Below are 23444 nucleotides of genomic sequence, written 5' to 3'. Positions count from 1 at the left end.
CTTCTGCCGCTCCGTCAGCGCGCGGCGATCGCCTCGTACACCATGCCGACGAGCAGGTCGTCGGCGTCCCGGCGGCCGAACTCGGCGGCGGCGCGGGACATCTCGTACAGCCGGTGCGGGTCGGCGAGCACGGGCAGGACCTGGTCCTGCACCCACGCGGGGGTGAGCTCGGCGTCGTCGACCAGCAGACCGCCGCCCGCCTTGACCACCGGCTGGGCGTTGAGCCGCTGTTCGCCGTTGCCGATCGGCAGCGGGACGTAGGCGGCGGGCAGCCCGACGGCGGAGAGCTCGGCGACGGTCATCGCGCCCGCGCGGCAGAGCATCATGTCGGCCGCGGCGTACGCGAGGTCCATCCGGTCCACGTACGGTACCGGGATGTACGGCGGCATTCCGGGCATGTTGTCGACGCGCGGCACTTCGTTCTTCGGGCCGACCGCGTGCAGGATCTGGATCCCGGAGCGCTGGAGCACCGGAGCGACCTGCTGGATCACCTCGTTGAGCCGGCGCGCGCCCTGCGAGCCGCCGGAGACCAGCAGCGTGGGCAGGTTGGGGTCCAGGCCGAACGCGGCGCGCGCCTCGGGGCGGACCCGGGCGCGGTCGAGGGTGGCGATGGAGTGCCGCAGCGGGATGCCGATGTAGCGGGAGTTGCGGAGCTTGCTGTCGGGCGTGGCGACGGCGACCCCGGCCGCGTACCGCGAGCCGATCTTGTTGGCCAGCCCGGGGCGGGCGTTGGCCTCGTGGACGACGATCGGCACCCCGAGCCGCTTGGCGGCCAGATAGCCGGGCAGCGCCACATAGCCGCCGAAGCCGACGACGCAGTCCGCCTTGGTGCGCTCCAGGATCTGCTCGGCGGCCTTGATGGTGCCGCGCAGCCGTCCCGGGACCGTGATCAGCTCGGGGGTGGGCCTGCGGGGCAGCGGAACGGCCGGGATGAGCGCGAGTTCATAGCCCCGCTCGGGGACCAGCCTCGTCTCCAGGCCCTTCTCCGTGCCGAGGGCCGTGATCCCCACGGTCGGGTCCTGCCTGCGCAGGGCGTCCGCGAGGGCGAGCGCGGGCTCGATGTGGCCGGCGGTCCCCCCACCGGCGAGTACGACATGCACCGAAATTCACCGCTCTCCGGACGGACGCTTCTTGACGCGCCGTCTCATCGACTTCCAACTCACCCGAGGCTGCCGCATGGCCAGCGCCGCCCGCGCCGCGGGGTCGTCCCGCGCGAACGCGATCAGCAGCCCCACGGCGAACATGGTCGGCAGCAGGGCGGACCCACCGTAGGAGAACAGCGGGAGCGGGACACCGGCGATCGGCAGCAGGCCGAGCACCGCACCGACGTTGATCACGGCCTGGGCCACGATCCAGGTGGTCACACCTCCCGCGGCGTACCTCACGAAGGGGTCCTCCGTGCGTCCGGCCACGCGGATACCCGCATAGCCTAGAGCCGCGAACAGGGCGAGCACCGACAGTGTGCCCGCCAGACCCAGTTCCTCACCGGTGATCGCGAAGATGAAGTCGGTGTGCGGTTCGGGGAGTTGACCCCATTTTTCCACACTCGCGCCCAGCCCGGAACCGAACCATCCGCCCGAGGCGAGGGCGTAGATGCCGTGCACGGCCTGCCAGCACTGGTCCTGGGGTCCGGGGTCGGTGGCCCCGATGCAGGCGAGCCGGCCCATCCGGTTGGGGCTGGTCTTGATGAAGAGCACCGCGATGGTCGCGGCGACCGCGAGGACGCCCCCGAAGAGCCGGGTGGGCGCTCCCGCCAGCCAGAGCAGGCCGAAGAGGATCGCGGAGAGGATGATCGCGGTCCCCATGTCACCGCCGAGCATGATCAGCCCGAGCAGCAGGAAGGCCACCGGGACCAGCGGCACCAGCATGTGCTTCCACTGGGTGAGCAACCGTTTGTCCTGCTTGCGGGCGAGCAGGTCCGCGCCCCACAGGATCAGCGCCAGCTTGCCGAACTCACTGGGCTGGAGCTGGAACGGGCCGCCCAGATAGATCCAGTTCTGGTTGCCGTTGACCGACATCCCTATCCCCGGGACCTGCACCAGGACCATCAGGAAGACGGTGACGACCAGCATCGGGTACGACAGCGCCCGGTGCAGCCTGGCGGGCATCCGGGCGGCCGCGAACATCAGCGCCCCGCCGATCAGCGCGGCCAGGAACTGCTTGCGGAAGAAGTACGAGGCCGGCAGCGACAGCTCCAGGGCCTTGATCATCGAGGCCGAGTAGACCATCACCAGACCGAGCACGGTGATCAGCAGCGAGCTGCCGAGGATCAGGTAGTACGCGGTCAGCGGCCGGTCCCAGGCCCGCCGGGCCCGCTCGAAGGTACGGCGCGGGCCGCCGCCGCGCGAGGCGGGAGCACCGGTGCCGCCGCGCCGGACGGCGGGGCGGCGGACGGACCCGGCGGCACGGCCGCGCAGGACGAGTCCGGGCGGGGTCGCTTCGGCCGGCATGTGTGCTGTCCCCTCCAGTCGTGCCCGGCGCCGCCGGTCCGCGGGACGGGTCCCGGCCGGCTAGGCGCGCTCGGCGGCGAGTTCGCGGACCGCTTCCGCGAACGCCTCGCCGCGCTCGTTGTAGTTGGTGAACATGTCCATCGAGGCGCAGGCCGGGGCCAGCAGGACCGTGTCCCCGGGCTCGGCGAGCCCGGCCGCCGCGCGGACCGCCGCCGACATCGCCCCAGTGTCGGTCCGGTCGACGTCGACCACCGGTACCTCGGGGGCGTGTCGCGCCAGCGCTTCGGCGATCAGGTGGCGCTCGGCGCCGATCAGGACGGCCCCGCGCAGCCGCTTCGCGGACCGCTGGACCAGCTCGTCGAAGGAGGCGCCCTTGGCGAGTCCCCCGGCGATCCAGACGATCGGCTCGTAGGCGGCCAGCGACGCCTCGGCGGCATGGGTGTTGGTCGCCTTGGAGTCGTCCACGTACGCCACCGCGTCCACGTCGGCGACGTGGGCGATCCGGTGGGCGTCGGGCCGGAACGCCCGCAGCCCCTCGCGCACCGCCCGGGGCTCGACGCCGAAGGCGCGGGCCAGGGCCGCCGCCGCGAGGGCGTTGGCGATGTTGTGCGGGGCCGGCGGGTTGACGTCGGCGACCTCGGCCAGTTCCTGGGCGTTCTTCTGCCGGTTGGCGACGAAGGCGCGGTCGACCAGGATGCCGTCCACGACGCCGAGCTGGGAGGGGCCGGGCGTGCCGAGGGTGAAGCCGATGGCCCGGCAGCCCTCCTCGACGTCCGCCTCGCGCACCAGGTCCTCGGTGGCCGGGTCGGCCGCGTTGTAGACGCAGGCCACCGTGTTGCCCTCGTAGACGCGGCCCTTGTCGGCGGCGTACGCCTCCATGGAGCCGTGCCAGTCGAGGTGGTCCGGGGCCAGGTTGAGGACGGCGGCCGAGTGGGCGCGCAGCGAGGGCGCCCAGTGCAGCTGGTAGCTGGAGAGCTCCACCGCGAGGACGTCGTACGTCTCCTCGCCGAGCACCACGTCGACGATCGGCGTGCCGATGTTGCCGACGGCGGCGGTGCGCAGGCCCGCCGCGCGCAGGATCGACGCGAGCATCTGCGTGGTGGTGGTCTTGCCGTTGGTGCCGGTGATCGCCAGCCAGGGGGCGGCGTCCGGGCCGCGCAGCCGCCAGGCGATCTCGACGTCGCCGACCACGTCGACGCCCGCCTGCGCGGCGGCCTCGAACAGCGGGGAGCCGGGCTTCCAGCCGGGCGAGGTGACGACCAGGTCGGTCCCCTCGGGAAGCGTCACCGCGTCGCCGAGGCGGACGGAGATACCTTCCTCCGCCAGTTCGGCCGCGCGCTCGCGGTGACCGGCCGAGTCGCCGCCGTCCACGACCGTCACCACGGCGCCGAGGCCGGTCAGGGCGCGGGCGGCGCTGACGCCGCTCACCCCGAGACCGGCGACGGTGATCCGCCTGCCCTGCCAGCTCTCACTCACTTGTCGGCTGCCCATCCCGCGTAGAAGAGACCGAGACCCACGATCACGCACATGCCCTGGATGATCCAGAACCGGACCACCACGAGGACTTCGGACCAGCCCTTGAGTTCGAAGTGGTGCTGGAGCGGAGCCATCCGGAAGACGCGCTTGCCGGTCATCTTGAACGAGCCGACCTGGATGACGACCGACATCGTGATCATCACGAAGAGGCCGCCGAGCAGCGCGATGAGGAACTCGGTGCGCGAGCAGATCGCGAGACCCGCGAGCGCGCCGCCGAGCGCGAGCGAACCGGTGTCGCCCATGAAGATCTTGGCGGGTGAGGTGTTCCACCACAGGAAGCCGAAGCAGGAGCCCATCAGGGCCGCGGCGACCACCGCGAGGTCGAGGGGATCGCGCACCTCGAAGCAGGCGTTGGGGTTGGTCAGGGTCTGCGCGTTGGCGCAGGACTCCTGGAACTGCCACAGCCCGATGAAGGTGTACGCGCCGAAGACCATCACCGACGCGCCGGTGGCCAGACCGTCCAGACCGTCCGTCAGGTTCACGCCGTTGGACATGGCGAGAATCATGAAGAGCGCCCAGATCACGAACAGGACGGGCCCGATGGTCCAGCCGAAGTCCGTGATGAAGGAGAGCTTGGTGGACGCGGGGGTGTTGCCCCGGTAGTCCTTGAACTGGAGCGCGAGGACCGCGAAGGCGATGCCGACGATCAGCTGGCCGGCCATCTTCGCCTTGGCGCGCAGACCGAGCGAGCGCTGCTTGACGATCTTGATGTAGTCGTCGAGGAAACCGACCAGGCCCATGCCGGCGGTCAGGAAGAGCACCAGCAGGCCCGAGATGGTCGGTTCCTCGTTGGTGATCAGCTTGGTCGCGGCGTACGCGATGAGCGTCGCCAGGATGAAGGCGATGCCACCCATGGTGGGCGTGCCCTTCTTCCCGGCGTGGCCGCGGGGGCCGTCGTCGCGGATGAACTGGCCGTAGCCCTTGCGGGCGAGCAGTTTGATGAGCAACGGGGTGCCGACCAGGGTCAGGAAGAGACCGATGGCTCCCGCGAAGAGGATCTGCCTCATCGGGCGGCGACCTCGCCCTCGACGCCACCGTCGAGCAGCGCGAGTGCCACCCGTTCCAGACCGATCGACCGCGATGCCTTCACCAGCACGACGTCTCCCGGGCGCAGTTCACTGCGCAGCAGGTCGACGGCCGCCTGTGCGTCGGACACGTGCACCGACTCCTCACCCCACGAACCCTCGTTGTAAGCGCCCAGTTGCAGCCAGGACGCCTCCCGGTCCCCGACTGCCACGAGCTTGCTGACGTTGAGCCGGACGGCGAGCCGTCCGACCGCGTCGTGCTCGGCGAGCGATTCGTCGCCGAGCTCGGCCATCGGACCGAGCACCGCCCACGTCCGGCGCCCCTTGCCCATGGCCGCGAGCGCGCGCAGGGCGGCTCGCATGGACTCGGGGTTCGCGTTGTAGGCGTCGTTGACGACCGTCACACCGTCCGGACGCTCGGTGACCTCCATACGCCAGCGGGAGAGGGTGCCCGCCTCGGAGAGCGCGCGGGCGATCTCGTCTGCGGACATGCCCAGCTCATGGGCGACGGCGGCCGCGGCGAGCGCGTTCGACACGTGGTGCTCACCGTACAGGCGCAAGGTCACGTCGCTGCACCCGGAGGGTGTGTGAAGGCTGAAGGAAGGCTGTCCGGCATCGGTGAGCCGGACATTCTCGGCGCGCACGTCCGCGTCCTCGGCCTCGCCGAAGAGCAGCACGCGCGCCCGGGTGCGCGGCGCCATGGCCCGCACCAGCGGATCGTCCGCGTTGAGCACCGCGCAGCCGTCGGCCGGCAGGGACTCGACCAGCTCGCCCTTGGCCTCGGCGATCTGCTCCCGGCCGCCGAACTCGCCGATGTGGGCGGTGCCGACGTTGAGGACGAGCCCGATGCGCGGCGGGGTCAGCCCGGTCAGGTAGCGGATGTGGCCGATGCCGCGCGCCCCCATCTCCAGGACCAGGTGACGGGTCTCGGAGGTGGCGGTGAGCGCGGTCAGCGGCAGGCCGATCTCGTTGTTGAGCGAGCCCGGCGTGAAGACCGTCGGCGCGTGCCGCTGGAGCACCTGTGCGATGAGGTCCTTGGTGGACGTCTTGCCGGACGAGCCGGTGAGCGCGACCACGTCGGTGCCCAGGCGCCGCACGACCTCGCGGGCCAGCGCGCCGAGGGCGCCCTGGACGTCGTCGACCACGACGGCGGGCACGCCGAGGGGCCGGGTGGCCAGCACGGCCACCGCGCCCGCCTCGTGGGCCACGCGCGCGTAGTCGTGGCCGTCGACGTGCTCGCCCGCGAAGGCGGCGAAGAGGGAACCGGGCGCCACTTGGCGGGAGTCGATGACGACGGATCCGGTGACCTGGGCGGACGGATCCGGTATGTCGTGCGACTGCCCGCCGACGATTTCGGCGATCTCGGCGAGGGAGAGGGCGATCACTGCTTCATCCCTGACTGTTCTTGGCGGTGTTCGATCGCGGACCGCAGGACCACACGGTCGTCGAAGGGGCGGATCACCCCGTTGGTGTCCTGGCCCTGCTCATGGCCCTTGCCCGCGACCAGGACGGTGTCGCCCGGCCGGGCGCGGGCCACGGCCGCGGCGATGGCGGCGGCCCGGTCGGCGTCGACCAGGACGTCGCCGCGCTCGTGCGCGGGCACCTCGGCGGCGCCCGCGAGCATCGCGGCCAGGATGGCCAGGGGGTCCTCGGAACGGGGGTTGTCCGAGGTCAGTACGGCGGTGTCGGCGAGCCGGGCCGCCGCGGCGCCCATCGGGGCGCGCTTGGTGGTGTCACGGTCGCCGCCGCAGCCCAGCACGATGTGCAGACGGCCCTTGGTGACCTTGCGCAGCGAGCGCAAAACCGATTCGACGGCGTCCGTCTTGTGCGCGTAGTCCACGACGGCCAGGAACGGCTGGCCCGCGTCGACCCGCTCCAGCCGGCCGGGCACGCCCGGCACGGCCGCCACCCCGTCGGCGGCCGTCTGCGGGTCGATGCCCGCGACGGCCAGGGTGACGATCGCGGCGAGGGTGTTCGCCACGTTGAAGGGGCCCGGCAGCGGGGCGGTGGCCGAGATCCGTCGGCCGTCCGGGCCGACGGCCGTGAAGGTCGAGCTGTCCTGGCGCACGTCCACGTGCTCGGCGCGCCAGTCGGCGTCCGGGTGGCCCTCGGCGGAGAAGGTGGTGACGGGGATCTCCGACTCGGTCACCAGGCGGCGGCCGTACTCGTCGTCGAAGTTCACCACCCCGAGCCGGGCGCGCCGCCGGGTGAACAGCTGCGCCTTGGCCTGGAAGTAGTCCTCCATGCCGGAGTGGAACTCCATGTGCTCCGGGCTGAGGTTGTTGAAGACGGCGACGTCGAAGACGCAGCCGTCGACCCGGCCCAGCACCAGCGCGTGGCTGGAGACCTCCATGGCGACCGACTGGACCCCGCGCTCGCGCATCACCGCGAACAGGGCCTGGAGGTCGGTGGCTTCGGGGGTGGTGCGCTCGGACTTGATGCGCTCGTCGCCGATGCGCATCTCGACCGTACCGACCAGGCCGGTGCGGTGTCCGGCGCCGCGCAGCCCGCCCTCGACGAGGTACGCGGTGGTGGTCTTCCCGGAGGTCCCGGTGATCCCCAGCTGGAGCAGGTCGCGGCCGGGGCGGCCGTAGATCTCGGCGGCCAGCTCGCCCATCGCGCCGCGCGGGTCCTCGGTGACCAGCACCGGCAGCCCGGTGGCGGCGGCGCGCTCGGCGCCCGCCGGGTCGGTGAGGACGGCCACCGCGCCGAGCCCCGCGGCCTGGGCCGCGAAGTCGGCGCCGTGGAGGCGGGCGCCGGGCAGGGCCGCGTAGAGGTCGCCGGGGCGGACGGCACGGGAGTCGTGGGTGATGCCGGTGACCTCTCCCGACCCCGGGCTCCGGGCCCCCAGCCGCTCTGCCAGCTCGCCCAGGGACGTGGGGCGGGCCCGGTCCGGACGGGGCGTCCCCGCTTGTGTCGCGGGGCTGTCCTGCGGAGTGGTTCGGTACTGATCAGCGTGTGGCACGGCGGTGAGCGTACCGGGCGTACCCGCCGGGTCGCCAAAAGAGGGGGGCGGGGCGTGGTGGTCGCGGTCCCGGTTCCCGGGACCCGGGGTGATGGTTGTCACGATGGTTCCGGATTCAGTCGGTGCTGCCGAAGGAGACGGGCAGCTCGGGCGCCTTGGCTCCGGTGGGAGCGATCTGCAGGGTCTTGAGGGCGAACTCCATGACCTGCTTGTAGATGGGGCCGCAGATCTGGCCGCCGAAGTAGCTGCCCTTGGTCGGGTTCTGGATGGCGCAGTAGACGGTGACGGCCGGCTTGTCGGCGGGCGCGAAACCGGCGAAGGACGCCGTGTAGCCGTGGTAGCGGCCGGTCTTGGGGTCGACCCGGTTGGCGGTTCCGGTCTTGCCCGCGACCCGGTACCCGGGAATGCGGGCCTTGACTCCGGTCCCCTCCTCGTCGCCGACCACCGACTCCAGCATCTGGGCCACGGCCGTGGCGGTCTTCTCGCTGACCACCCGGGACTGCTGGGGCGCCGGGGCCGGGGTGAACCGGCCGTCGGGGCCCTTGGTGCCGCGCACCAGGGTCGGTTCGATCCGTACACCGCCGTTGGCGATCGTCGAGTACACCGAGGCGGCCTGCATCGCGTTGAGCGAGAGGCCCTGGCCGAAGCGGACCGTGTACTGCTGGGAGGTGGACCACTTCTGCGGCGGCGCGAGGATGCCGGGGGTCTCGCCGGGGTAGCCGAGGCCGGTCGGCGAGCCGATGCCGAACTTGCGCAGGTAGGAGTAGAGGACGCGGTCGGCCTCGGCGTCGGTCTTGCCGAGCTGCTCCACGGCGAGGATCGTGCCGATGTTGCTGGACTTGGCGAGGACGCCGTTGAGCGTCAGGTTCCAGGTCGGGTGGTCGATGTCGTCCTTGAAGAGCCGGTCGCCGCGGTGGAGCCGGTTGGGGACGGTGACGTGGGTCAGCGGGGTCGCCGCGTTCTCCTCCAGGACCGCGGCCATGGACATGACCTTGGCGGTGGAGCCCGGCTCGTAGGCGTCCTGGAGGGCCGCGTTGCCCAGCGCCGCCGCGCTGGCGTGGCCGAGGTCGTTGGGGTCGAAGCCGGGGGCGTTGGCCATGGCCAGCACCTCGCCGGTGTCGGTGCGCTGGACCACCACGTAGCCCCGGTCGGCCCGGGACTTGCGGACCTGGTCGGTGATGGCCTTCTGGGCCATCCACTGGATGTCCCGGTCGATGGTCAGCTCGACGCCGGAGCCGGGCACGGCGGGCGTCTCGCGGGTGCCCGCGGTGGGCACCCGGCGACCGCCCGACTGGGCGTAGGTGATCTTGCCGTCCTGGCCGGCCAGGACCTTGTCCAGCTGGGACTCCAGGCCCCCGCCGCCCCGGCCCTCGGCGTTGACGTAACCCAGTATCCCGGCGGCGAGGTCGCCGCCCGGATAGACCCGCTTGCTGCTGGACTCGTTGAAGACGCCGCCGAGCACGTTGGCGCCGGTGCCGCCCTTGGCCAGGTCGGCGCGGGCCTTCTCGGCGAAGACCTTCTTCAGGTCCTTGATCTGGTTCCAGATCTGCGGGGTCTGGCGCCGGGCGAGGACCACATAGCGGCTCTTGGGGGTCTTCAGCTTCTTGGCGATCTCCGCCTGGTCCTTGCCGATCAGCGGCGAGAGGAGGGCCGCGGCCTGCTCGGGGGCGTCGTCGGCCTTGCTGGCCGCGGGCGTGAACATCGACGGGTCGGCGGTGATGTCGTACGCGTCGACGCTGGTGGCCAGGGCCACCCCGGTGCGGTCGGTGATCTCACCGCGCTCGGCGGGCAGCGCATAGCTGGCGTACCGGTTCTTCTCGGCCTTGGCCGAGTACGCGCTCGCGTCCACCGCCTGCACCTGGAGCAGCCGGACCACGAACGCGATCATGATCAGGGTGAGCCCCAGGCTGACCAGCCGCAGCCGGGGCCGGGGGCTGCCGAGCCTTATGCGGGTGGGGGCCTTGGCGGGGCGGCGCACGGCCGGGCGGGCCTGCGGGCGCGGGCGGGCGGGCCCGGGCACCCGGCGGCGCGGCGGTTCCTGGGGGCTCACTGCGTCACCTGCCGGAGGTCGGGGAGGTCTTCGCGGGGGCCGGCACCGGGGGCGCGGCGGGAGAGGGCGTACGGACGGGGGCGCTCCTGGCCGGGGCCGGCTGCGGGGCGCTGTGCTGCGGGGTCTGCTGGGCCTGCGGCGCCTCGGGGGCCGGGGAGGCGGCCGGGGACTCGGCGGCCGGGGCGGGGACGGTGAGGGCGGCCGGGCCCTGGACCAGCTCCGGGCCGAGGGCCGGGGGCGGCTGGGCGGCGCCCGCCGCGGGGACGCCCTTGACGGTGCCGTCGGGGTTGAGGAAGACCGGGCTGCCGCCGGGGACCATGCCGAGTTCGGTGGCCCGCCGGGAGAGCGCGTCCGGGCCGGAGAGGCCGTCCACGTCCCGCTGGAGCGCCTGCTGCTCGTCGGTGAGCCCGGTGGTGCTCCGGCGGAGCTCGCTCAGTTTGAACGAGCCCTCGTTGAGCGCCGAGTTCAGCAGCAGCAGACTGATCAGACCGCCGCCGAGGAGCACGACGACCAGCAGTACGAACGGGGTGCGGGCGGCGCTGCGCGCGCCCGGCGGGGGCAGCAGCCTGCCGAGCCGCGCGGCCCGCCCCCGTAGCTGTCCGGCCGGTTCACTCACGAATGTCCTCCCGGATCCGTTGCGCCCCCCGGAACCGGGCGGGGGCGGCCCTGCGGTTCTCCGCCACCTCCTCCTCCGTGGGCAGTTCGGCGCCGCGGGTCAGCAGCTTCAGGCGCGGCTGGTAGCGCTCGGGCACCACCGGCAGGCCGGGCGGCGCGGTGTTGGCGGCACCGGCCGCGAAGACCTGCTTGACCAGGCGGTCCTCCAGCGAGTGGTACGAGAGGACGGCGATGCGGCCCCCCACGTCCAGGGCCGCCACGGCGGCCGGAATCGCCCGCTCCAGGACCGAGAGCTCGCCGTTGACCTCGATGCGCAGGGCCTGGAAGGTGCGCTTGGCGGGGTTGCCGCCGGTGCGCTTGGCGGCCTGCGGCAGCGAGTCGCGGATCAGCTCGACCAGGCGGGCGCTGTTGCTGAACGGCTCCTTCTCGCGCTCGCGCACGATCGCCGAGACGATCCGCTTGGCCTGCTTCTCCTCGCCGTACTGCCGCAGGATCCGCACCAGCTCGCCCGCCGGGTAGGTGTTGAGCACCTCGGCGGCGTCGGCCCCGGTCGTCTGGTCCATGCGCATGTCGAGCGGGGCGTCCTGCGCGTAGGCGAAGCCCCGGTCGGCCTCGTCGAGCTGCATGGAGGAGACGCCCAGGTCGAACAGGATGCCCTGGACGCGCCGGACGCCGAGGCGGTCCAAGACCTCGGGGAGCTCGTCGTAGACGGCGTGGACCAGGGTGGCCCGCTCGCCGAAGGGCGCCAGGCGCTCGCCGGAGAGCCGCAGGGCCTCCTTGTCCCGGTCCAGCGCGATCAGCCGGGCCTCGGGGAAGCGCGTCAGGAGTGCCTCGCTGTGGCCGCCCAGGCCCAGGGTGCAGTCGACGACGACCGCGCCCGGCTCCTGGAGGGCCGGGGCCAGCAGGTCCAGGCACCGCTGGAGCATCACCGGGACGTGCCGGCCCTGTGCCTCTTGCCGCCCGCCGTCACCCTCGCAAGGAAGCGCTTCGCGCCCTGTCACTTTGGCCCTCTCAGGTCCGGCGGGCGCCCCGCGCATACCGCCTGGTCCCCGCCCGCTCGCGAAGGGTCTGCAGGCGCCGGGGAAGTGGCGTCAGCCGACCGGCGAGCGGGAGGAGGCCGAGCCGTACGCGCGCCGCGCACGCGGGGGAAAACTGTGCAACTGCTGCGTACCGCGGAGACCGATCTGTGTCCCGCGAGCGGGCCGGAGCGTGTCACCCCTCCCACTTCGCGTCACTTTAGTCCACCGGTCCTTTCGGTCAATCAACGGCCCAGGGCGTGGCGGGATGCGCTTTTCACCCGCACGGGCGACCGATTACCACGCCTGTGGGTTACCTCACAACCGGCCGGGTTGACGGGATTTTTCCGACCGCACGGCGCGACCGGACGATCTACGGCGACTACCGTCGAAGACATGTCGACTCCTGCGCACCTCCCCGCAGAACCCCACTCCCGTCCTCACCTCGCGGTCCAGGACGGCGGGGCCGTCACCGACCGCCTGGTGGACGCGAACCGCCGGTACGCCGACGCCTTCACCGACCCGGGCATGGACGCCCGACCGGTCCTCAAGGTCGCCGTCGTGGCCTGCATGGACGCCCGGCTCGACCTGCACGCCGCCCTCGGCCTCGAACTCGGCGACTGCCACACCATCCGCAACGCGGGCGGCGTGGTCACCGACGACGTCATCAGGTCGCTCACCATAAGCCAGCGGGCGCTCGGCACCCGCAGCATCATGCTCGTCCACCACACCGGGTGCGGCCTGGAGTCGCTGACCGAGGACTTCCGGCACGAGATCGAGGACGAGGTCGGCCAGCGCCCGGCCTGGGCGGTGGAGTCCTTCCGCGACGTCGACCAGGACGTGCGCCAGTCGATGCGGCGGGTCCGCACCTCGCCCTTCCTGCTCAGCGTCGACGACGTGCGCGGCTTCGTCTTCGACGTCACCACCGGTCTGCTCCGGGAGATCGACCCCGCGGCCTGAGCCCTCCCACGGGTTTTCGACGGACGCCCCGGAAACACTTCGGGGACGATTCGGCGCCAAAAAGACGGCAACCCCCGACATATCCCCTCCAGTTATCCACAGGCGAGTGACACAACGCGGCGACGCCAACAAGAATGCGGGTGTGACATCCCTCCGAACGCCTCGGGCGGGGTGTCCGTATTTCGAAGTGGGCCGCGCCGTCTCCAGTGCGCCGGCCCACAGGCAAACTGGGGTAACCCCCCGCCCCCGGGGCGGGGGGAAGGGCCGAGGAGGGCCGGGTGACGACCTATGACGAGCGAGCGAGCCTCACAGATCTGACCGCCACTGCGGAGCGTGTCCGCAGGTCGGTGGAGGGTGTGATCGAGGGCAAGCCCGAGGTCGTACGGCTCGCGCTGACCGTACTGCTCGCCGAGGGGCACCTCCTGATCGAGGACGTCCCCGGCGTGGGCAAGACCATGCTGGCCAAGGCGATGGCGAAGTCCATCGACTGCTCGGTGCGGCGCATCCAGTTCACACCGGACCTGCTGCCGTCCGACATCACCGGTGTGTCGATCTACGACCAGCAGCGGCGCGACTTCGAGTTCAAGCCGGGCGCGATCTTCGCGCAGATCGTGATCGGCGACGAGATCAACCGCGCCTCGCCCAAGACGCAGTCCGCCCTCCTGGAGTCGATGGAGGAGCGCCAGGTCACCATCGACGGCCAGACCTACGAACTGCCCAGCCCCTTCATGGTCGTCGCCACCCAGAACCCGGTGGAGATGGAGGGCACCTACCCGCTGCCCGAGGCCCAGCGCGACCGCTTCATGGCCCGCGTCTCGATGGGGTACCCGTCGGCCGAGGCCGAGCTCCAGATGCTCGACGTGCACGGCGCCGTCTCGCCGCTGGAGGACCTCCAGCCGGTGGCCCACGCGCACGACATCGTCAAGCTCGTCGACGCCGTCCGCAAGGTCCACGTCGCCGAGACGATCCGCAGGTACGCGGTGGAGCTGGTCGGCGCCACCCGCAGCCATCCGGACCTCAGACTCGGCGCCTCGCCGCGCGCCACCCTGCACCTGCTGCGCGCGGCCAAGGCGTCCGCGGCCCTCAGCGGCCGGGACTACGCGCTGCCGGACGACGTCCAGGCGCTCGCCGTCGCGGTCCTCGCCCACCGGCTGCTGCCCACCGCCCAGGCCCAGTTGAACCGCCGCACCGCCGAGCAGGTCGTCCTGGAGATCCTCCAGCGCACCCCCGTGCCGCAGACCGGCGGCCCGCTCTACGGCCAGCAGCAGCCCGGCACCCGGCGCCCGTGATGGCGGCCGGGGCACCCCCGGCGGGACCGGGAGAAGACAACCGGGAGAGCGCGCAGCGGGGCGGCCCGCGCGCCGCGCTCTCCGGTCTGACCACCCGCGGGCGCTCCTTCCTGGCGGCCGGGATCGCCGCCGCGATCTGCGCGTACGTCCTGGGCCAGAAGGACCTGCTGCGGGTCGGCCTGCTGCTCGCGGTGCTGCCGCTGGTCTGCACGACCGTGCTCTACCGCACGCGCTACCGGGTCGCGGGCAGCCGCCGGCTCTCCCCCGCGCGCGTGCCCGCGGGCTCCGAGGCGCGGGTGCACCTGCGCGTGGACAACGTCTCGCGGCTGCCCACCGGCCTCCTGATGCTCCAGGACCGGGTGCCGTACGTGCTGGGGCCCCGGCCCCGCTTCGTCCTGGACCGGGTGGAGGGCGGCGGCAAGCGCGAGGTGTCCTACCGGGTCCGCTCCGACCTGCGCGGGCGCTATCCGCTGGGCCCCCTCCAGCTGCGGCTCACCGACCCGTTCGGGATGTGCGAGCTCACGCGCGCGTTCAGCGCCTACGACACCCTCACCGTCATACCGCGCACCGAGCCGCTGCCCCCGGTCCGCCTCTCCGGCGAGGCCGCGGGGTACGGCGACGGCCGCCACCGCTCCCTGGCGCTGGCGGGCGAGGACGACGTGATCCCCCGGCTCTACCGGCACGGCGACGACCTGCGCCGCGTCCACTGGCGCTCCACCGCGCGCTACGGCGAGCTGATGGTGCGCCGCGAGGAGCAGCCCCAGCGCGCCCGCTGCACGGTGCTGCTCGACACCCGCGACATCGCGTACGCGGGCGCGGGCCCCGACTCGGCCTTCGAATGGGCGGTCTCGGGCGCGGCCTCGGTGCTGGTGCACATGCTGGAGCGCGGGTACTCGGTGCGGCTGCTGACCGACACCGGCAGCTCGGTGCCGGGCGACGGGGCGGGCGGCTTCGCCGGTTCCACCCAGGACTCCTCGGACTCGGCGGGGCTGATGATGGACACCCTCGCGGTCGTGGACCACTCCGACGGCGGCGGCCTCTCGCGCGCCCACGACGTGCTGCGCGGCGGCAACGAAGGACTGCTCGTCGGGTTCTTCGGCGACCTCGACGAGGAACAGGCCGCGGTCGCGGCGAAGATGCGGCGGCGCAGCGGCGCGGCCATCGCCTTCGTCCTCGACAGCGACCTGTGGACGCGCGGCGCGGCGCCGACCGGCGGGCCCGGCCCGGCCGAGCGGTCGCTGCGGCTGTTGCGCGAGGCGGGCTGGACGGCGCTGGCCGTACCGCCCGGCGTACCGCTGTCGGCGCTGTGGCGGCAGGCGGGTCAGGACCGTACGGGCACGGGGACCGCCCCGGCCGCTGCGGCGGGGATACCGGGAACGTCAGGGGCGTGGTCATGAGCGGGCGCGGACGGCTGGCGCTGTGCGCCTTCGCGGCCACGATGATGGCGGCGACCTCACTGCTGCCGCTGGTCAATCCGGCGGCCTGGATCCTGCAGGCCGCGTTCCTGCTGGCGATCCAGACCGGCGTGGGCGCGCTGGCCCGGCGGGTGCCGCTGGCCCGGCCGCTGACGATCCTCGCCCAGGCCGTGGTGACGCTGGTGCTGCTGACCCTGGTCTTCGCCAGGGACCAGGCGCTCGGCGGGCTGCTGCCGGGCCCGGAAGCCTTCGAGCAGCTCGACCGGCTGCTCCAGCAGGGCGCCGACGACGTCGGGCGGTACGCGATCCCGGCCCCGGCCACCGACGGCATCAAGCTGCTGGTCGTCGGCGGCACCCTGGCGATCGGGCTGGTGGTGGACGCGCTGGCGGTGACGTTCCGCAGCGCCGCCCCGGCCGGTCTTCCGCTGCTCGCGCTGTACTCGGTGGCCGCGGGGCTCTCCGACGGCGGGGCGAGCTGGCTGTGGTTCGTGCTGGCGTCCGCGGGCTATCTGCTGCTCCTGCTCGCCGAGGGCCGCGACCGGCTCTCCCAGTGGGGGCGGGTGTTCGGCGGGGCGGCGCGGCCGGGCCGCGCCCAGACCGCCGTGTTCGAGCCGGACGGCGCCGCGCTGGCGCCGGTGCGCACCGGCCGGCGGATCGGGGCGCTCGCGCTCGGCATCGCCCTGGTGATCCCGGCCGCGCTGCCCGCGATGGGCTCGGGGCTCTTCGGCGACACCGGCGGCGGCAGCGGCGAGGGCGGTTCGGGCGGCACCATCTCGGCGGTCAATCCGCTGGTCTCGCTCCAGAACAGCCTCAACCAGCCCGAGGACCGCGAGGTGCTGCGCTACCGCACCAACACGCAGGACACCCAGGACATGTACCTGCGGATCGTGGCGCTCGACCAGTTCGACGGCACCTCCTGGAAGTCGTCCGAGCGCAAGATCAAGGACGTGCCGGACGTACTGCCGCAGCCCGAGGGGCTGAGCCCGTCGGTCGGCACCGCCGAGATCCGCACCAGCGTCTCGGCGGCCGGCTGGTACACCCAGAACTGGCTGCCGATGCCCTACCCCGCGACCAAGGTCGACATCGGCGGGCACTGGCGCTTCGAGCCGGTCGGGCGGACCCTGGTCGGCGACCGGGGCCAGACGACCCGCGGGGTGCAGTACCAGGTCACCAGCCTCCAGGTGCGGCCGACCGCCGACCAGCTGGCCTCCGCGCCGCCCGCGCCGCCCGCGCTGCGCACGGAGTACACCAAGGTCCCCTCGTCCCTGCCGCCCGTGGTGAGCAGCACCGCCAGACGGATCACCCGGGGCGCGACCAGCGACTACCAGCGGGCCGTGATGCTCCAGGACTGGTTCGCGGTGCGCGGCGGCTTCACCTACGACACCCAGGTGGAGTCCGGCAGCGGTACGGAGGCGATCGCCCGGTTCCTCAAGGACAAGCAGGGCTTCTGCGTCCACTTCTCGTTCTCGATGGCCGCCATGGCCCGCGTCCTGGGCATACCGGCCCGGGTGGCGGTGGGCTTCACGCCCGGCGACCCGCGCTCGGACGGGACGATGTCGGTGGGCCTGCGGGACGCGCACGCGTGGCCCGAGCTGTACTTCGAGGGCGTGGGCTGGACCCGGTTCGAGCCCACCCCCTCGCGCGGCTCCGCGCCCGACTACACCCGGCCGGACGCCCCGTCGGGCTCGCCCACCGATCCCGCGAAGCCGTCCGCCGGCCCCTCGGCGCAGCCCTCGGCCGCGCCCTCGCCCTCGTCGTCCTGCACCGCGCAGATGCGCAAGCAGAACGACTGCGGCGGCCCGGTCGCGCCGGTCGTCACGGGCGGCGGTGACGGCGGTACGCCGCTCGCCACGGTGGCGGCGGTGGCCCTCGGGGTGCTGGCCGTGCTGGGGCTGCCGCTGCTGCCCTGGCTGTGGCGGGTCCGGGTGCGCGCCAGGCGGCTCGCCCCGGGCAGCCGCCACGAGGCCGACCCGGCCGCCGCCACGCTGGCGGTGTGGCGGGAGATCACCGACACGGCGTGGGACCACGGTCTGCCCCCCGACGAGTCGCTCACCCCCCGCGGGGCCGCCGCGCGCATGGTGCGGCTCGGCAAGCTGGAGGGGGAGGCGGCGGAGTCGGTGCACCGGGCGGCGACCGCGGTGGAGCAGGTGCTGTACGCGCCACGGCCGCTCGCGACGGAGGGCCTGGAGCAGGACGCCCGGCGCGCCCGCGCGGGCCTGCGCGCGTCGGTCACCGCCTGGGTGCGACTGCGGGCGGATCTCGCCCCGCGTTCGGCCGCCCGGGTGGTGTGGGCGGCGACGGCCAGGCGGGAGGCCCTGACGAGCTCCCTTGCGGCCCGTGCGAAAGCGCTGGTGCCGAGGCGGACACCGCCGTCGGAGCAGGGGGCCGAGGGCTCCTCCTGACGGGGGCTCCGGGCGCCTGACGGGGGCTCCGGGTGGGGGCGGTCCGACCGCCCCCACCTCCCCCGTCGGCCCACGCGCGCGACCTCCCCGTCCGGCAGAGGCGTCCGGGGGGACCACCCGTACGGACCGGATGTACGGCTGGGCCATACGGCGGGGACGGCCGGTCATGACGTACGGCCAGGACGGCCGGGGACGACGTACACCCAGGACGACCGGGGACGGACATCCATGCAGGGTGGCCAGGCGGGACATGCCTCCGGCGCGGCCGGGTACGACTGAGGGGTGATCACCACGCGGGTGATCACCCCTCAGTCACATCCAGGTGCGGGCCGCCGGGCCTAGCGCCCGCCTTCGTCGCGGCGCCGCTGCCAGCGCTGCTCGATGCGGTCCATCATGGAACGCTTCGGTGCGCGCGCGGCCTGACGGCCCGCCGCACCACCGCGCGCCGGCTGCTCACCGCGCCGGGGCGCCTTGCGCCAGCCGGTGACGGCCAGCACGGCACAGCCGAGCATGATGAGGAACCCGACCACGCTGATCCAGATCCCCTGCCCGATACCAATCATGAGGAGCGCGATACCCACCAGGAAGCCAGCGACCGCCTGGTAGACCCGTCGTCGGGTATACGTACGCAGCCCGCTTCCCTCAAGCGCTGTCGCGAACTTGGGATCTTCGGCGTACAGCGCTCGCTCCATCTGCTCGAGCATGCGCTGCTCGTGCTCCGAGAGCGGCACGGAGTCCTCCTACTCGTCGGTCGCGGGGGGCGACCGGATGCGGCCCCTTCAGGATAGGCAGGGAATCGCCCCCGTGAAACCCGCCCTCTACGCCAATTCGCCAATCCGAGCCGCCACGGCGGCTCGCCCGGTGGGGAGTGGATTCCCCATCGACCGACCCGCCATGCCGGAGCTCGTACCCCGATCATACGGGGCGAAGCCGCCGATCGGGCGGCCTGTGGCGTACTCCATGCCCGTACTCCGTCCGGGACGCCTTCGCTGATCAGGGCGGGGGCGGCCGGGCGTGCCCCGCCGGGGTGGCCGGGGCGCCGCGGACGGGCTCGGGCACCGGCGCGCGGCGCCCCGGTCCCGGCCGCCGCGCACACCCCCGCCCGCACCCCGCACGCACTCCCCGCGCACCCCTCGGGCACTCCCCCGGAGGGGCCGGGGCGCCGAGTGGAGCAGCCGGCGGCGGAGGGGGCCGGGCCGCGTCAGGCGTGCTTCTCGCCCAGGACGTGCAGCTGCGTCGCCACGGCGTGGAACGCGTCGAGCTCGGCCGCCGCCGCCTCCAGCTTGAGCAGCGCGTCCAGCGCGCCGGGCTCGGTGTCGACCAGGACCCCGGGGACGAGGTCGGCGAAGACGCGCACGCCGTGCACCGCGCCCACCCGCGCACCGGTCGCCGCGACCAGCTCGGTGAGCTGCTCGGCGGTGAAGCGGCGCGGCACCGGGTCGCCCTCGCCCCAGCGCCCGGCCGGGTCGCCCAGGGCCCGGCGGGCCTCGGTGAAGTGCCCCGCGAGCGCGCGGGCGAGCACGGCGCCGCCGAGCCCGGCGGCGAGCAGGCTGAGCGCGCCCTCCTCGCGCAGCGCGTCGACCGCGTTGCGCACGCCCTCGGCCGGGTCCTCCACGTACTCCAGGACGCCGTGGCAGAGCACCGCGTCGTACCCGCCGCGCTCGACCACGTCGAAGAGGCCGAGCACATCGCCCTGGACGCCGTGGACGCGGTCGGCCACGCCGGCCTCGGCGGCCCGGCGCTCCAGCGCGAACAGCGCGTTGGGGCTGGGGTCGACGACGGTGACGCGGTGGCCGAGGCGGGCGACGGGCACCGCGAAGTTGCCCGAGCCGCCGCCGGTGTCCAGGACGTCCAGCGCCTCGCGCCCGGTCGCCTTGACCCGGCGGTCGAGGGCGTCCTTGAGGACCTCCCAGACCACGGCGGTACGGAGAGAGGCGCGGGGGCGCATGGGGTCCGGCACGGCAGTTGACTCCTCGGCGCGGCGCCGCCGGGCGACGGCGGGGCAAATATCGGTGAAGACCCGTCCACCCTATTGCCTCGCGGGCCCGGCCCCGCTCATCCGCGCACCTCAACCCTGGTACGGCCCTGCCCGGCCGCACCCCGTGGCTCCTCCGCCGCCCCGCGCGGCGCCCGCGCCCGGCTCACCCCGCGTCCGGCTCCCGGGTCCTCGGCTGGGGCAGCCGGGGCTGGAGCACCAGGAGCCGCTCGACGATCCGCAGGAACATGGAGGCGTCGCGGACGAGGTCGTCGGCGTCGCGGACGGTGGCCGCGCCCTGGATGCCCGCCTCGGCGCGGGCCCGGCGGGTGGCCCCGGCGGCGAACAGGGCGGACCACTCCGTCAGCTCCGGCGCTATCTCGGGGAGGACTTCCCAGGCACTTCGGATCCGCTGCCGCCTGCGCGGATGCGTCTCGGGCCGGCCCCGGGCGGCGAGGACGGCGGCGGCGGTGCGCAGCGCGGCCAGGTGCGCCGTCGCATACCTCTCGTTGGGGGTGTCGAGCACGGCGGCCTCGTCCAGACCGCCGCGGGCCTGGGCGAGCAGATCGAGGGCGGCGGGTGGCGCGCCGTCCCGGCGCAGCACCGGGTGGACGTCGCTCGCCGGACCGTTCAGTGAGGGGGCAGGGCCGGTGGGGCGGCGCCGGTGGGCGGCTGCCGCGCGATGGCTGGCCATGACGAACCTCCTGTCGTCGTGTGACGGCGCTGTGGCCGTATGTGTCCATCGTGCGGACCCCCACTGACAATCGGCCCTGACCTGCCCCTTTGTCCCGTACGAGGGTTCGGCGCTATCTTTTGTACTGACCAGTCAGTTCAAAGAATGGGGGGAACGTGGACAGCCCGTACGGGGCAGCCGTCACCGCCGAGGACTTCGGGCTCAAGGGACCGCGCGGCTGGGTCTTCCGGGGCGTGCGGCTGGACGCGGCGCCCGGCTCGCTCGTCGCCGTCGAGGGCCCCTCCGGCTCCGGGCGCACCTGTCTGCTGCTCGCGCTCACCGGCCGCATGAAGCCCACCGAGGGCCGCGCCCGGGTCGGCGGCGAGCGGCTGCCGCGCCGGATGGCCGCCGTCCGCCGGTTCAGCGCGCTGGGCCCGGTCCCCGGGGTCAGCGAGCTCGACCCCGCCCTCACCGTCGCCGAGCACCTGCGCGAGCGGGCGCTGCTGCGGCGGCGCTTCGACGGCTCGGTGCGCGCCCTGCTGCGCCCGCCCGCCGAGCGGCGCGCCGAGGCGAAGGCCGCGATCGACGCCGCGCTGCAGGCCGCGGGTCTGGACCTGGCCACGCTGCCCAAGGGCGAGCGCACCTCGGTGCGCGACCTGGAGCGCCTGGAGGCGCTGCGGCTGTCGCTGGCGCTGGCGCTGATGGGCGGGCCGCGGCTGGTGGGCGTCGACGACGCCGACCTGAAGCTCTCCGACGCCGAACGCGCCGAGGCGTGGGCGCTGCTGCGGTCGGTCGCGGACGCGGGCACCACGGTGATCGCGGTCTGCAGCCAGGCGCCCGGCGCCGCCGACGTCACCGTACGAAGTACGGGAGGCGGCACCGACCGGAGGAACCGGCCGGAACAGCGGGACGAACAGCACGACGACCAGCGGGACGACGAGCACGAGGAGGGGGCGGGGGATGCGTTCGCCACGACTGGCCGCGCTTGAGCTGCGGCGGTTCGGGAGGGGGAAGCTGCCGCGCGCCGCGCTGGTCGCGCTCCTGCTGCTGCCGCTGCTGTACGGGGCGCTCTACCTGTGGTCGTTCTGGGACCCGTACGGACGGCTCGACAAGGTGCCGGTCGCCCTGGTCAACGAGGACAGGGGCGCCACCGCCGGCGGCCAGCGGATCGCGGCGGGCGACGGGATCGCCGAGAAGCTGCGGGAGAGCAAGACGTTCGACTGGCACGAGGTCAGCGACGAGCAGGCGCGCAAGGGCGTCGAGGACGGCACGTACTACCTGTCCCTGACGATGCCCGCCGACTTCAGCAAGAGGATCGCGTCGAGCTCCGGGGACTCCCCCGAGACCGGCGCCCTCCAGGTGCGCACCAACGACGCCAACAACTACATCGTCGGCTCGATCTCGCGCACCGTCTTCTCCGAGGTGCGCTCGGCCGCGTCCGCCAAGGCGTCCCGCACCTTCCTGGACAAGATCTTTATCTCCTTCTCGGACCTGCACGACCAGACCGAGAAGGCCGCCAAGGGCGCCGCCGACCTCAAGGGCGGCCTCGGCAAGGCCAAGAAGGGCTCCAAGGACCTCGCGGACGGCCTCTCGGACGCCAAGGACGGCAGCGGCAAGCTGGCCGGCGGCATCAAGAAGCTCAACAGCGGCTCGGCCGACCTCGCGGTCGGCGCCCGGCAGGTCGCCGGGGGCACCCAGGAACTCGCCGACAAGGTCAACACGGCGGCGGACAAGGCCCGTCCGTTCCTCAAGGAGAACGCCAGGACGATCGGGGACACGGCCCGGCTCGTCGACGACTCGGTGGGGCCGGTGCGCGAGCACCTCAAGGAGGTGATCAAGGCGGCGCCGGTCACCGCGACCGCCGCCCGCAAGGCGTCCGACGACCTGAACACGGCGTACGCCTCGGTCTGCGCCTCCGACCCCACCCCCGGCCCCGCCTGCCCCGCGCTGAAGAACGCCAAGAAGGCGGCGGCCACCGCGGCCACCCTCGCCGAGGACCTCAACCGGATCGTCCAGGACCAGAACAGCGACTTCAAGACGCTCGCCCGGAACCTGGACACCCTCCAGGAGCAGGCGCGCAGGCTCGCCAAGAACGCGCCGACGCTCGCCACCGACCTCGACCGGGCCGTCCGTGACGTCAACGCCCTCAACAAGGGCGCCAAGGACGTCGCCAAGGGCGCGGGCGCCCTGCACACCGGCCTCACCTCGGCCAAGACGGGCGCCGGGGACCTGGACACGGGGGTGGGCAGGCTCAAGAAGGGCGCGGGCACCCTGGACGGCGGCCTGCTGAAGCTCTCCGACGGCTCGGCCCAGCTGGCGGGCGGTCTGCACGACGGCGTCGGCAAGATCCCCGACTACGACAAGGACGCCCGCGACCAGCGCACCGGCGTGATGGCCGACCCGGTCAAGCTCGCCTCCGACGCGCTGCACAAGGCGCCCAACTACGGCACCGGATTCGCCCCGTACTTCATCCCGCTCTCCCTCTGGGTCGGCGCGATGGTCGCGTACATGCTGATCCAGCCGCTCAACCGGCGGGCGCTCGCCGCGGGCGCCTCGGCGTGGCGGATCGCGCTGGCGGGCTGGCTGCCGGTGGCGGCGGTCGGGGTGCTCCAGGTCGGCGCGCTGATGTCGGTGCTGCACTTCGCGCTCGGGCTCCAGATGGAGCGGGCGGCCGGGACGATCGGCTTCCTCGCCCTGACGACCTGCTGCTTCGCCGCGATCGTGCAGTGGCTCAACGCCCGCTTCGGCGCGGCCGGGCGGATCCTGGTGCTCGCGGTGCTGATGCTCCAGCTGACCTCGGCGGGCGGCACCTACCCGGTGCAGACGAGCCCGGCGTTCTTCAACGCGATCCACCCGTACCTGCCGATGAGTTACGTGGTCGAGGGGCTGCGGCGGCTCATCACCGGCGGCGGGCTCGGGCCGGTGTGGCAGGGCTGCGCGGTGCTGGTGGCGTTCACGGCGGGCGCGCTCGCCCTGACGGCCCTGTCCGCCCGCCGGAAGCAGGTCTGGACGCTCGACCGGCTGCACCCCGAACTGAGCCTGTGATGGGCACACGACCTGTGAGAATCGACGG

General features: G+C 73.4%; 18 protein-coding genes. 6 read left to right on the top strand and 12 right to left on the bottom strand.

What is annotated here, in order from left to right; translation table 11 throughout:
* Positions 1–14: 14 nt before the first annotated feature.
* The 9 genes from murG to rsmH are packed head-to-tail and all read right to left on the bottom strand — an operon-like array spanning position 15 to position 11642.
* Positions 15–1100 carry an undecaprenyldiphospho-muramoylpentapeptide beta-N-acetylglucosaminyltransferase gene (gene murG / locus AB5J87_RS25725; RefSeq protein WP_369379662.1) on the bottom strand — a complete coding sequence of 362 codons (1086 nt, stop codon included), beginning with the start codon at positions 1098–1100 and terminating at the stop codon, positions 15–17.
* A gap of 6 nt (positions 1101–1106) precedes the next feature.
* Positions 1107–2450, bottom strand: coding sequence for a putative lipid II flippase FtsW (gene ftsW / locus AB5J87_RS25720; protein ID WP_369379660.1), 1344 nt, complete (start codon positions 2448–2450; stop codon positions 1107–1109).
* A 60-nt stretch (positions 2451–2510) separates the two neighbouring features.
* The gene (gene murD, locus AB5J87_RS25715) at positions 2511–3941 is read right to left on the bottom strand and encodes a UDP-N-acetylmuramoyl-L-alanine--D-glutamate ligase (protein ID WP_369379659.1); all 1431 of its coding nucleotides are present in this window, start codon (positions 3939–3941) and stop codon (positions 2511–2513) included.
* Positions 3923–4993 carry a phospho-N-acetylmuramoyl-pentapeptide-transferase gene (gene mraY, locus AB5J87_RS25710; RefSeq protein ID WP_369379657.1) on the bottom strand — a complete coding sequence of 357 codons (1071 nt, stop codon included), beginning with the start codon at positions 4991–4993 and terminating at the stop codon, positions 3923–3925. The genes murD and mraY overlap by 19 nt, the downstream gene beginning before the upstream one ends.
* Positions 4990–6396 (bottom strand): UDP-N-acetylmuramoyl-tripeptide--D-alanyl-D-alanine ligase, encoded by a 1407-nt coding sequence (murF, locus tag AB5J87_RS25705; RefSeq protein WP_369379655.1) that lies wholly within the window; start codon positions 6394–6396, stop codon positions 4990–4992. Before murF ends, mraY begins: the two co-directional genes overlap by 4 nt.
* On the bottom strand, positions 6393–8078 hold the full coding sequence (locus AB5J87_RS25700) for a UDP-N-acetylmuramoyl-L-alanyl-D-glutamate--2,6-diaminopimelate ligase (protein ID WP_369379654.1): 1686 nt from the start codon (positions 8076–8078) through the stop codon (positions 6393–6395). The genes murF and AB5J87_RS25700 overlap by 4 nt, the downstream gene beginning before the upstream one ends.
* Before the next feature lie 13 nt (positions 8079–8091).
* A complete protein-coding gene (locus tag AB5J87_RS25695; protein WP_369379653.1) occupies positions 8092–10026 on the bottom strand; it encodes a peptidoglycan D,D-transpeptidase FtsI family protein in 1935 nt (644 codons plus the stop codon).
* Between the two features lie 4 nt (positions 10027–10030).
* Positions 10031–10642 (bottom strand): septum formation initiator, encoded by a 612-nt coding sequence (locus AB5J87_RS25690; RefSeq protein ID WP_369379652.1) that lies wholly within the window; start codon positions 10640–10642, stop codon positions 10031–10033.
* Positions 10635–11642, bottom strand: a complete 1008-nt coding sequence (gene rsmH / locus AB5J87_RS25685) for a 16S rRNA (cytosine(1402)-N(4))-methyltransferase RsmH (RefSeq protein ID WP_369379651.1) — start codon at positions 11640–11642, stop codon at positions 10635–10637. The genes AB5J87_RS25690 and rsmH overlap by 8 nt, the downstream gene beginning before the upstream one ends.
* Before the next feature lie 411 nt (positions 11643–12053).
* Between rsmH and AB5J87_RS25680 the strand changes: the two genes are divergently transcribed.
* The 4 genes from AB5J87_RS25680 (at position 12054) to AB5J87_RS25665 (ending at position 17723) form a co-directional block, all read left to right on the top strand.
* Positions 12054–12617 carry a beta-class carbonic anhydrase gene (locus AB5J87_RS25680; protein ID WP_369379650.1) on the top strand — a complete coding sequence of 188 codons (564 nt, stop codon included), beginning with the start codon at positions 12054–12056 and terminating at the stop codon, positions 12615–12617.
* A 278-nt stretch (positions 12618–12895) separates the two neighbouring features.
* Positions 12896–13906 (top strand): AAA family ATPase, encoded by a 1011-nt coding sequence (locus tag AB5J87_RS25675; protein WP_369379648.1) that lies wholly within the window; start codon positions 12896–12898, stop codon positions 13904–13906.
* Positions 13906–15303: a DUF58 domain-containing protein gene (locus AB5J87_RS25670; protein ID WP_369383669.1), complete on the top strand. Its 1398-nt coding sequence runs from the start codon at positions 13906–13908 to the stop codon at positions 15301–15303. The genes AB5J87_RS25675 and AB5J87_RS25670 overlap by 1 nt, the downstream gene beginning before the upstream one ends.
* Positions 15300–17723, top strand: coding sequence for a DUF3488 and DUF4129 domain-containing transglutaminase family protein (locus AB5J87_RS25665; RefSeq protein ID WP_369379646.1), 2424 nt, complete (start codon positions 15300–15302; stop codon positions 17721–17723). Before AB5J87_RS25670 ends, AB5J87_RS25665 begins: the two co-directional genes overlap by 4 nt.
* Before the next feature lie 338 nt (positions 17724–18061).
* On the opposite strand, the gene AB5J87_RS25660 is transcribed toward AB5J87_RS25665, so the two are convergent.
* The 3 genes from AB5J87_RS25660 to AB5J87_RS25650 form a co-directional block, all read right to left on the bottom strand.
* Entirely contained in the window at positions 18062–18454 is a 393-nt protein-coding gene (locus AB5J87_RS25660) for a DUF3040 domain-containing protein (RefSeq protein WP_369379644.1), read from the bottom strand.
* Positions 18455–18924: 470 nt separating this feature from the next.
* Positions 18925–19683 carry a class I SAM-dependent methyltransferase gene (locus tag AB5J87_RS25655; RefSeq protein ID WP_369379643.1) on the bottom strand — a complete coding sequence of 253 codons (759 nt, stop codon included), beginning with the start codon at positions 19681–19683 and terminating at the stop codon, positions 18925–18927.
* Between the two features lie 181 nt (positions 19684–19864).
* The gene (locus tag AB5J87_RS25650; RefSeq protein WP_369379642.1) at positions 19865–20392 is read right to left on the bottom strand and encodes an SAV_6107 family HEPN domain-containing protein; all 528 of its coding nucleotides are present in this window, start codon (positions 20390–20392) and stop codon (positions 19865–19867) included.
* 155 nt (positions 20393–20547) lie between these two features.
* On the opposite strand from AB5J87_RS25650, the gene AB5J87_RS25645 reads away from it, so the two are divergent.
* Entirely contained in the window at positions 20548–21360 is an 813-nt protein-coding gene (locus AB5J87_RS25645) for an ATP-binding cassette domain-containing protein (RefSeq protein WP_369379641.1), read from the top strand.
* On the top strand, positions 21332–23416 hold the full coding sequence (locus tag AB5J87_RS25640; protein WP_369379639.1) for a YhgE/Pip family protein: 2085 nt from the start codon (positions 21332–21334) through the stop codon (positions 23414–23416). The genes AB5J87_RS25645 and AB5J87_RS25640 overlap by 29 nt, the downstream gene beginning before the upstream one ends.
* Positions 23417–23444: the final 28 nt, after the last annotated feature.

The sequence above is a fragment of the Streptomyces sp. cg36 genome (assembly GCF_041080675.1).
Taxonomy (GTDB): Bacteria; Actinomycetota; Actinomycetes; order Streptomycetales; family Streptomycetaceae; genus Streptomyces.
The sequence above is the reverse complement of the archived record's forward strand: the minus strand, read 5'-3'. Positions and strand labels throughout refer to the sequence as shown.

What these genes read in the sequence shown, in the direction of transcription:
- AB5J87_RS25650 (WP_369379642.1), bottom strand. Translation starts at nt 20,392, where the DNA reads ATGGCCAGCCATCGCGCGGCAGCCGCCCACCGGCGCCGCCCCACCGGC.
- AB5J87_RS25665 (WP_369379646.1), top strand. Translation starts at nt 15,300, where the DNA reads ATGAGCGGGCGCGGACGGCTGGCGCTGTGCGCCTTCGCGGCCACGATG.
- mraY (WP_369379657.1), bottom strand. Translation starts at nt 4,993, where the DNA reads ATGAGGCAGATCCTCTTCGCGGGAGCCATCGGTCTCTTCCTGACCCTG.
- AB5J87_RS25670 (WP_369383669.1), top strand. Translation starts at nt 13,906, where the DNA reads ATGGCGGCCGGGGCACCCCCGGCGGGACCGGGAGAAGACAACCGGGAG.
- ftsW (WP_369379660.1), bottom strand. Translation starts at nt 2,450, where the DNA reads ATGCCGGCCGAAGCGACCCCGCCCGGACTCGTCCTGCGCGGCCGTGCC.
- murD (WP_369379659.1), bottom strand. Translation starts at nt 3,941, where the DNA reads ATGGGCAGCCGACAAGTGAGTGAGAGCTGGCAGGGCAGGCGGATCACC.
- AB5J87_RS25680 (WP_369379650.1), top strand. Translation starts at nt 12,054, where the DNA reads ATGTCGACTCCTGCGCACCTCCCCGCAGAACCCCACTCCCGTCCTCAC.
- AB5J87_RS25640 (WP_369379639.1), top strand. Translation starts at nt 21,332, where the DNA reads ATGCGTTCGCCACGACTGGCCGCGCTTGAGCTGCGGCGGTTCGGGAGG.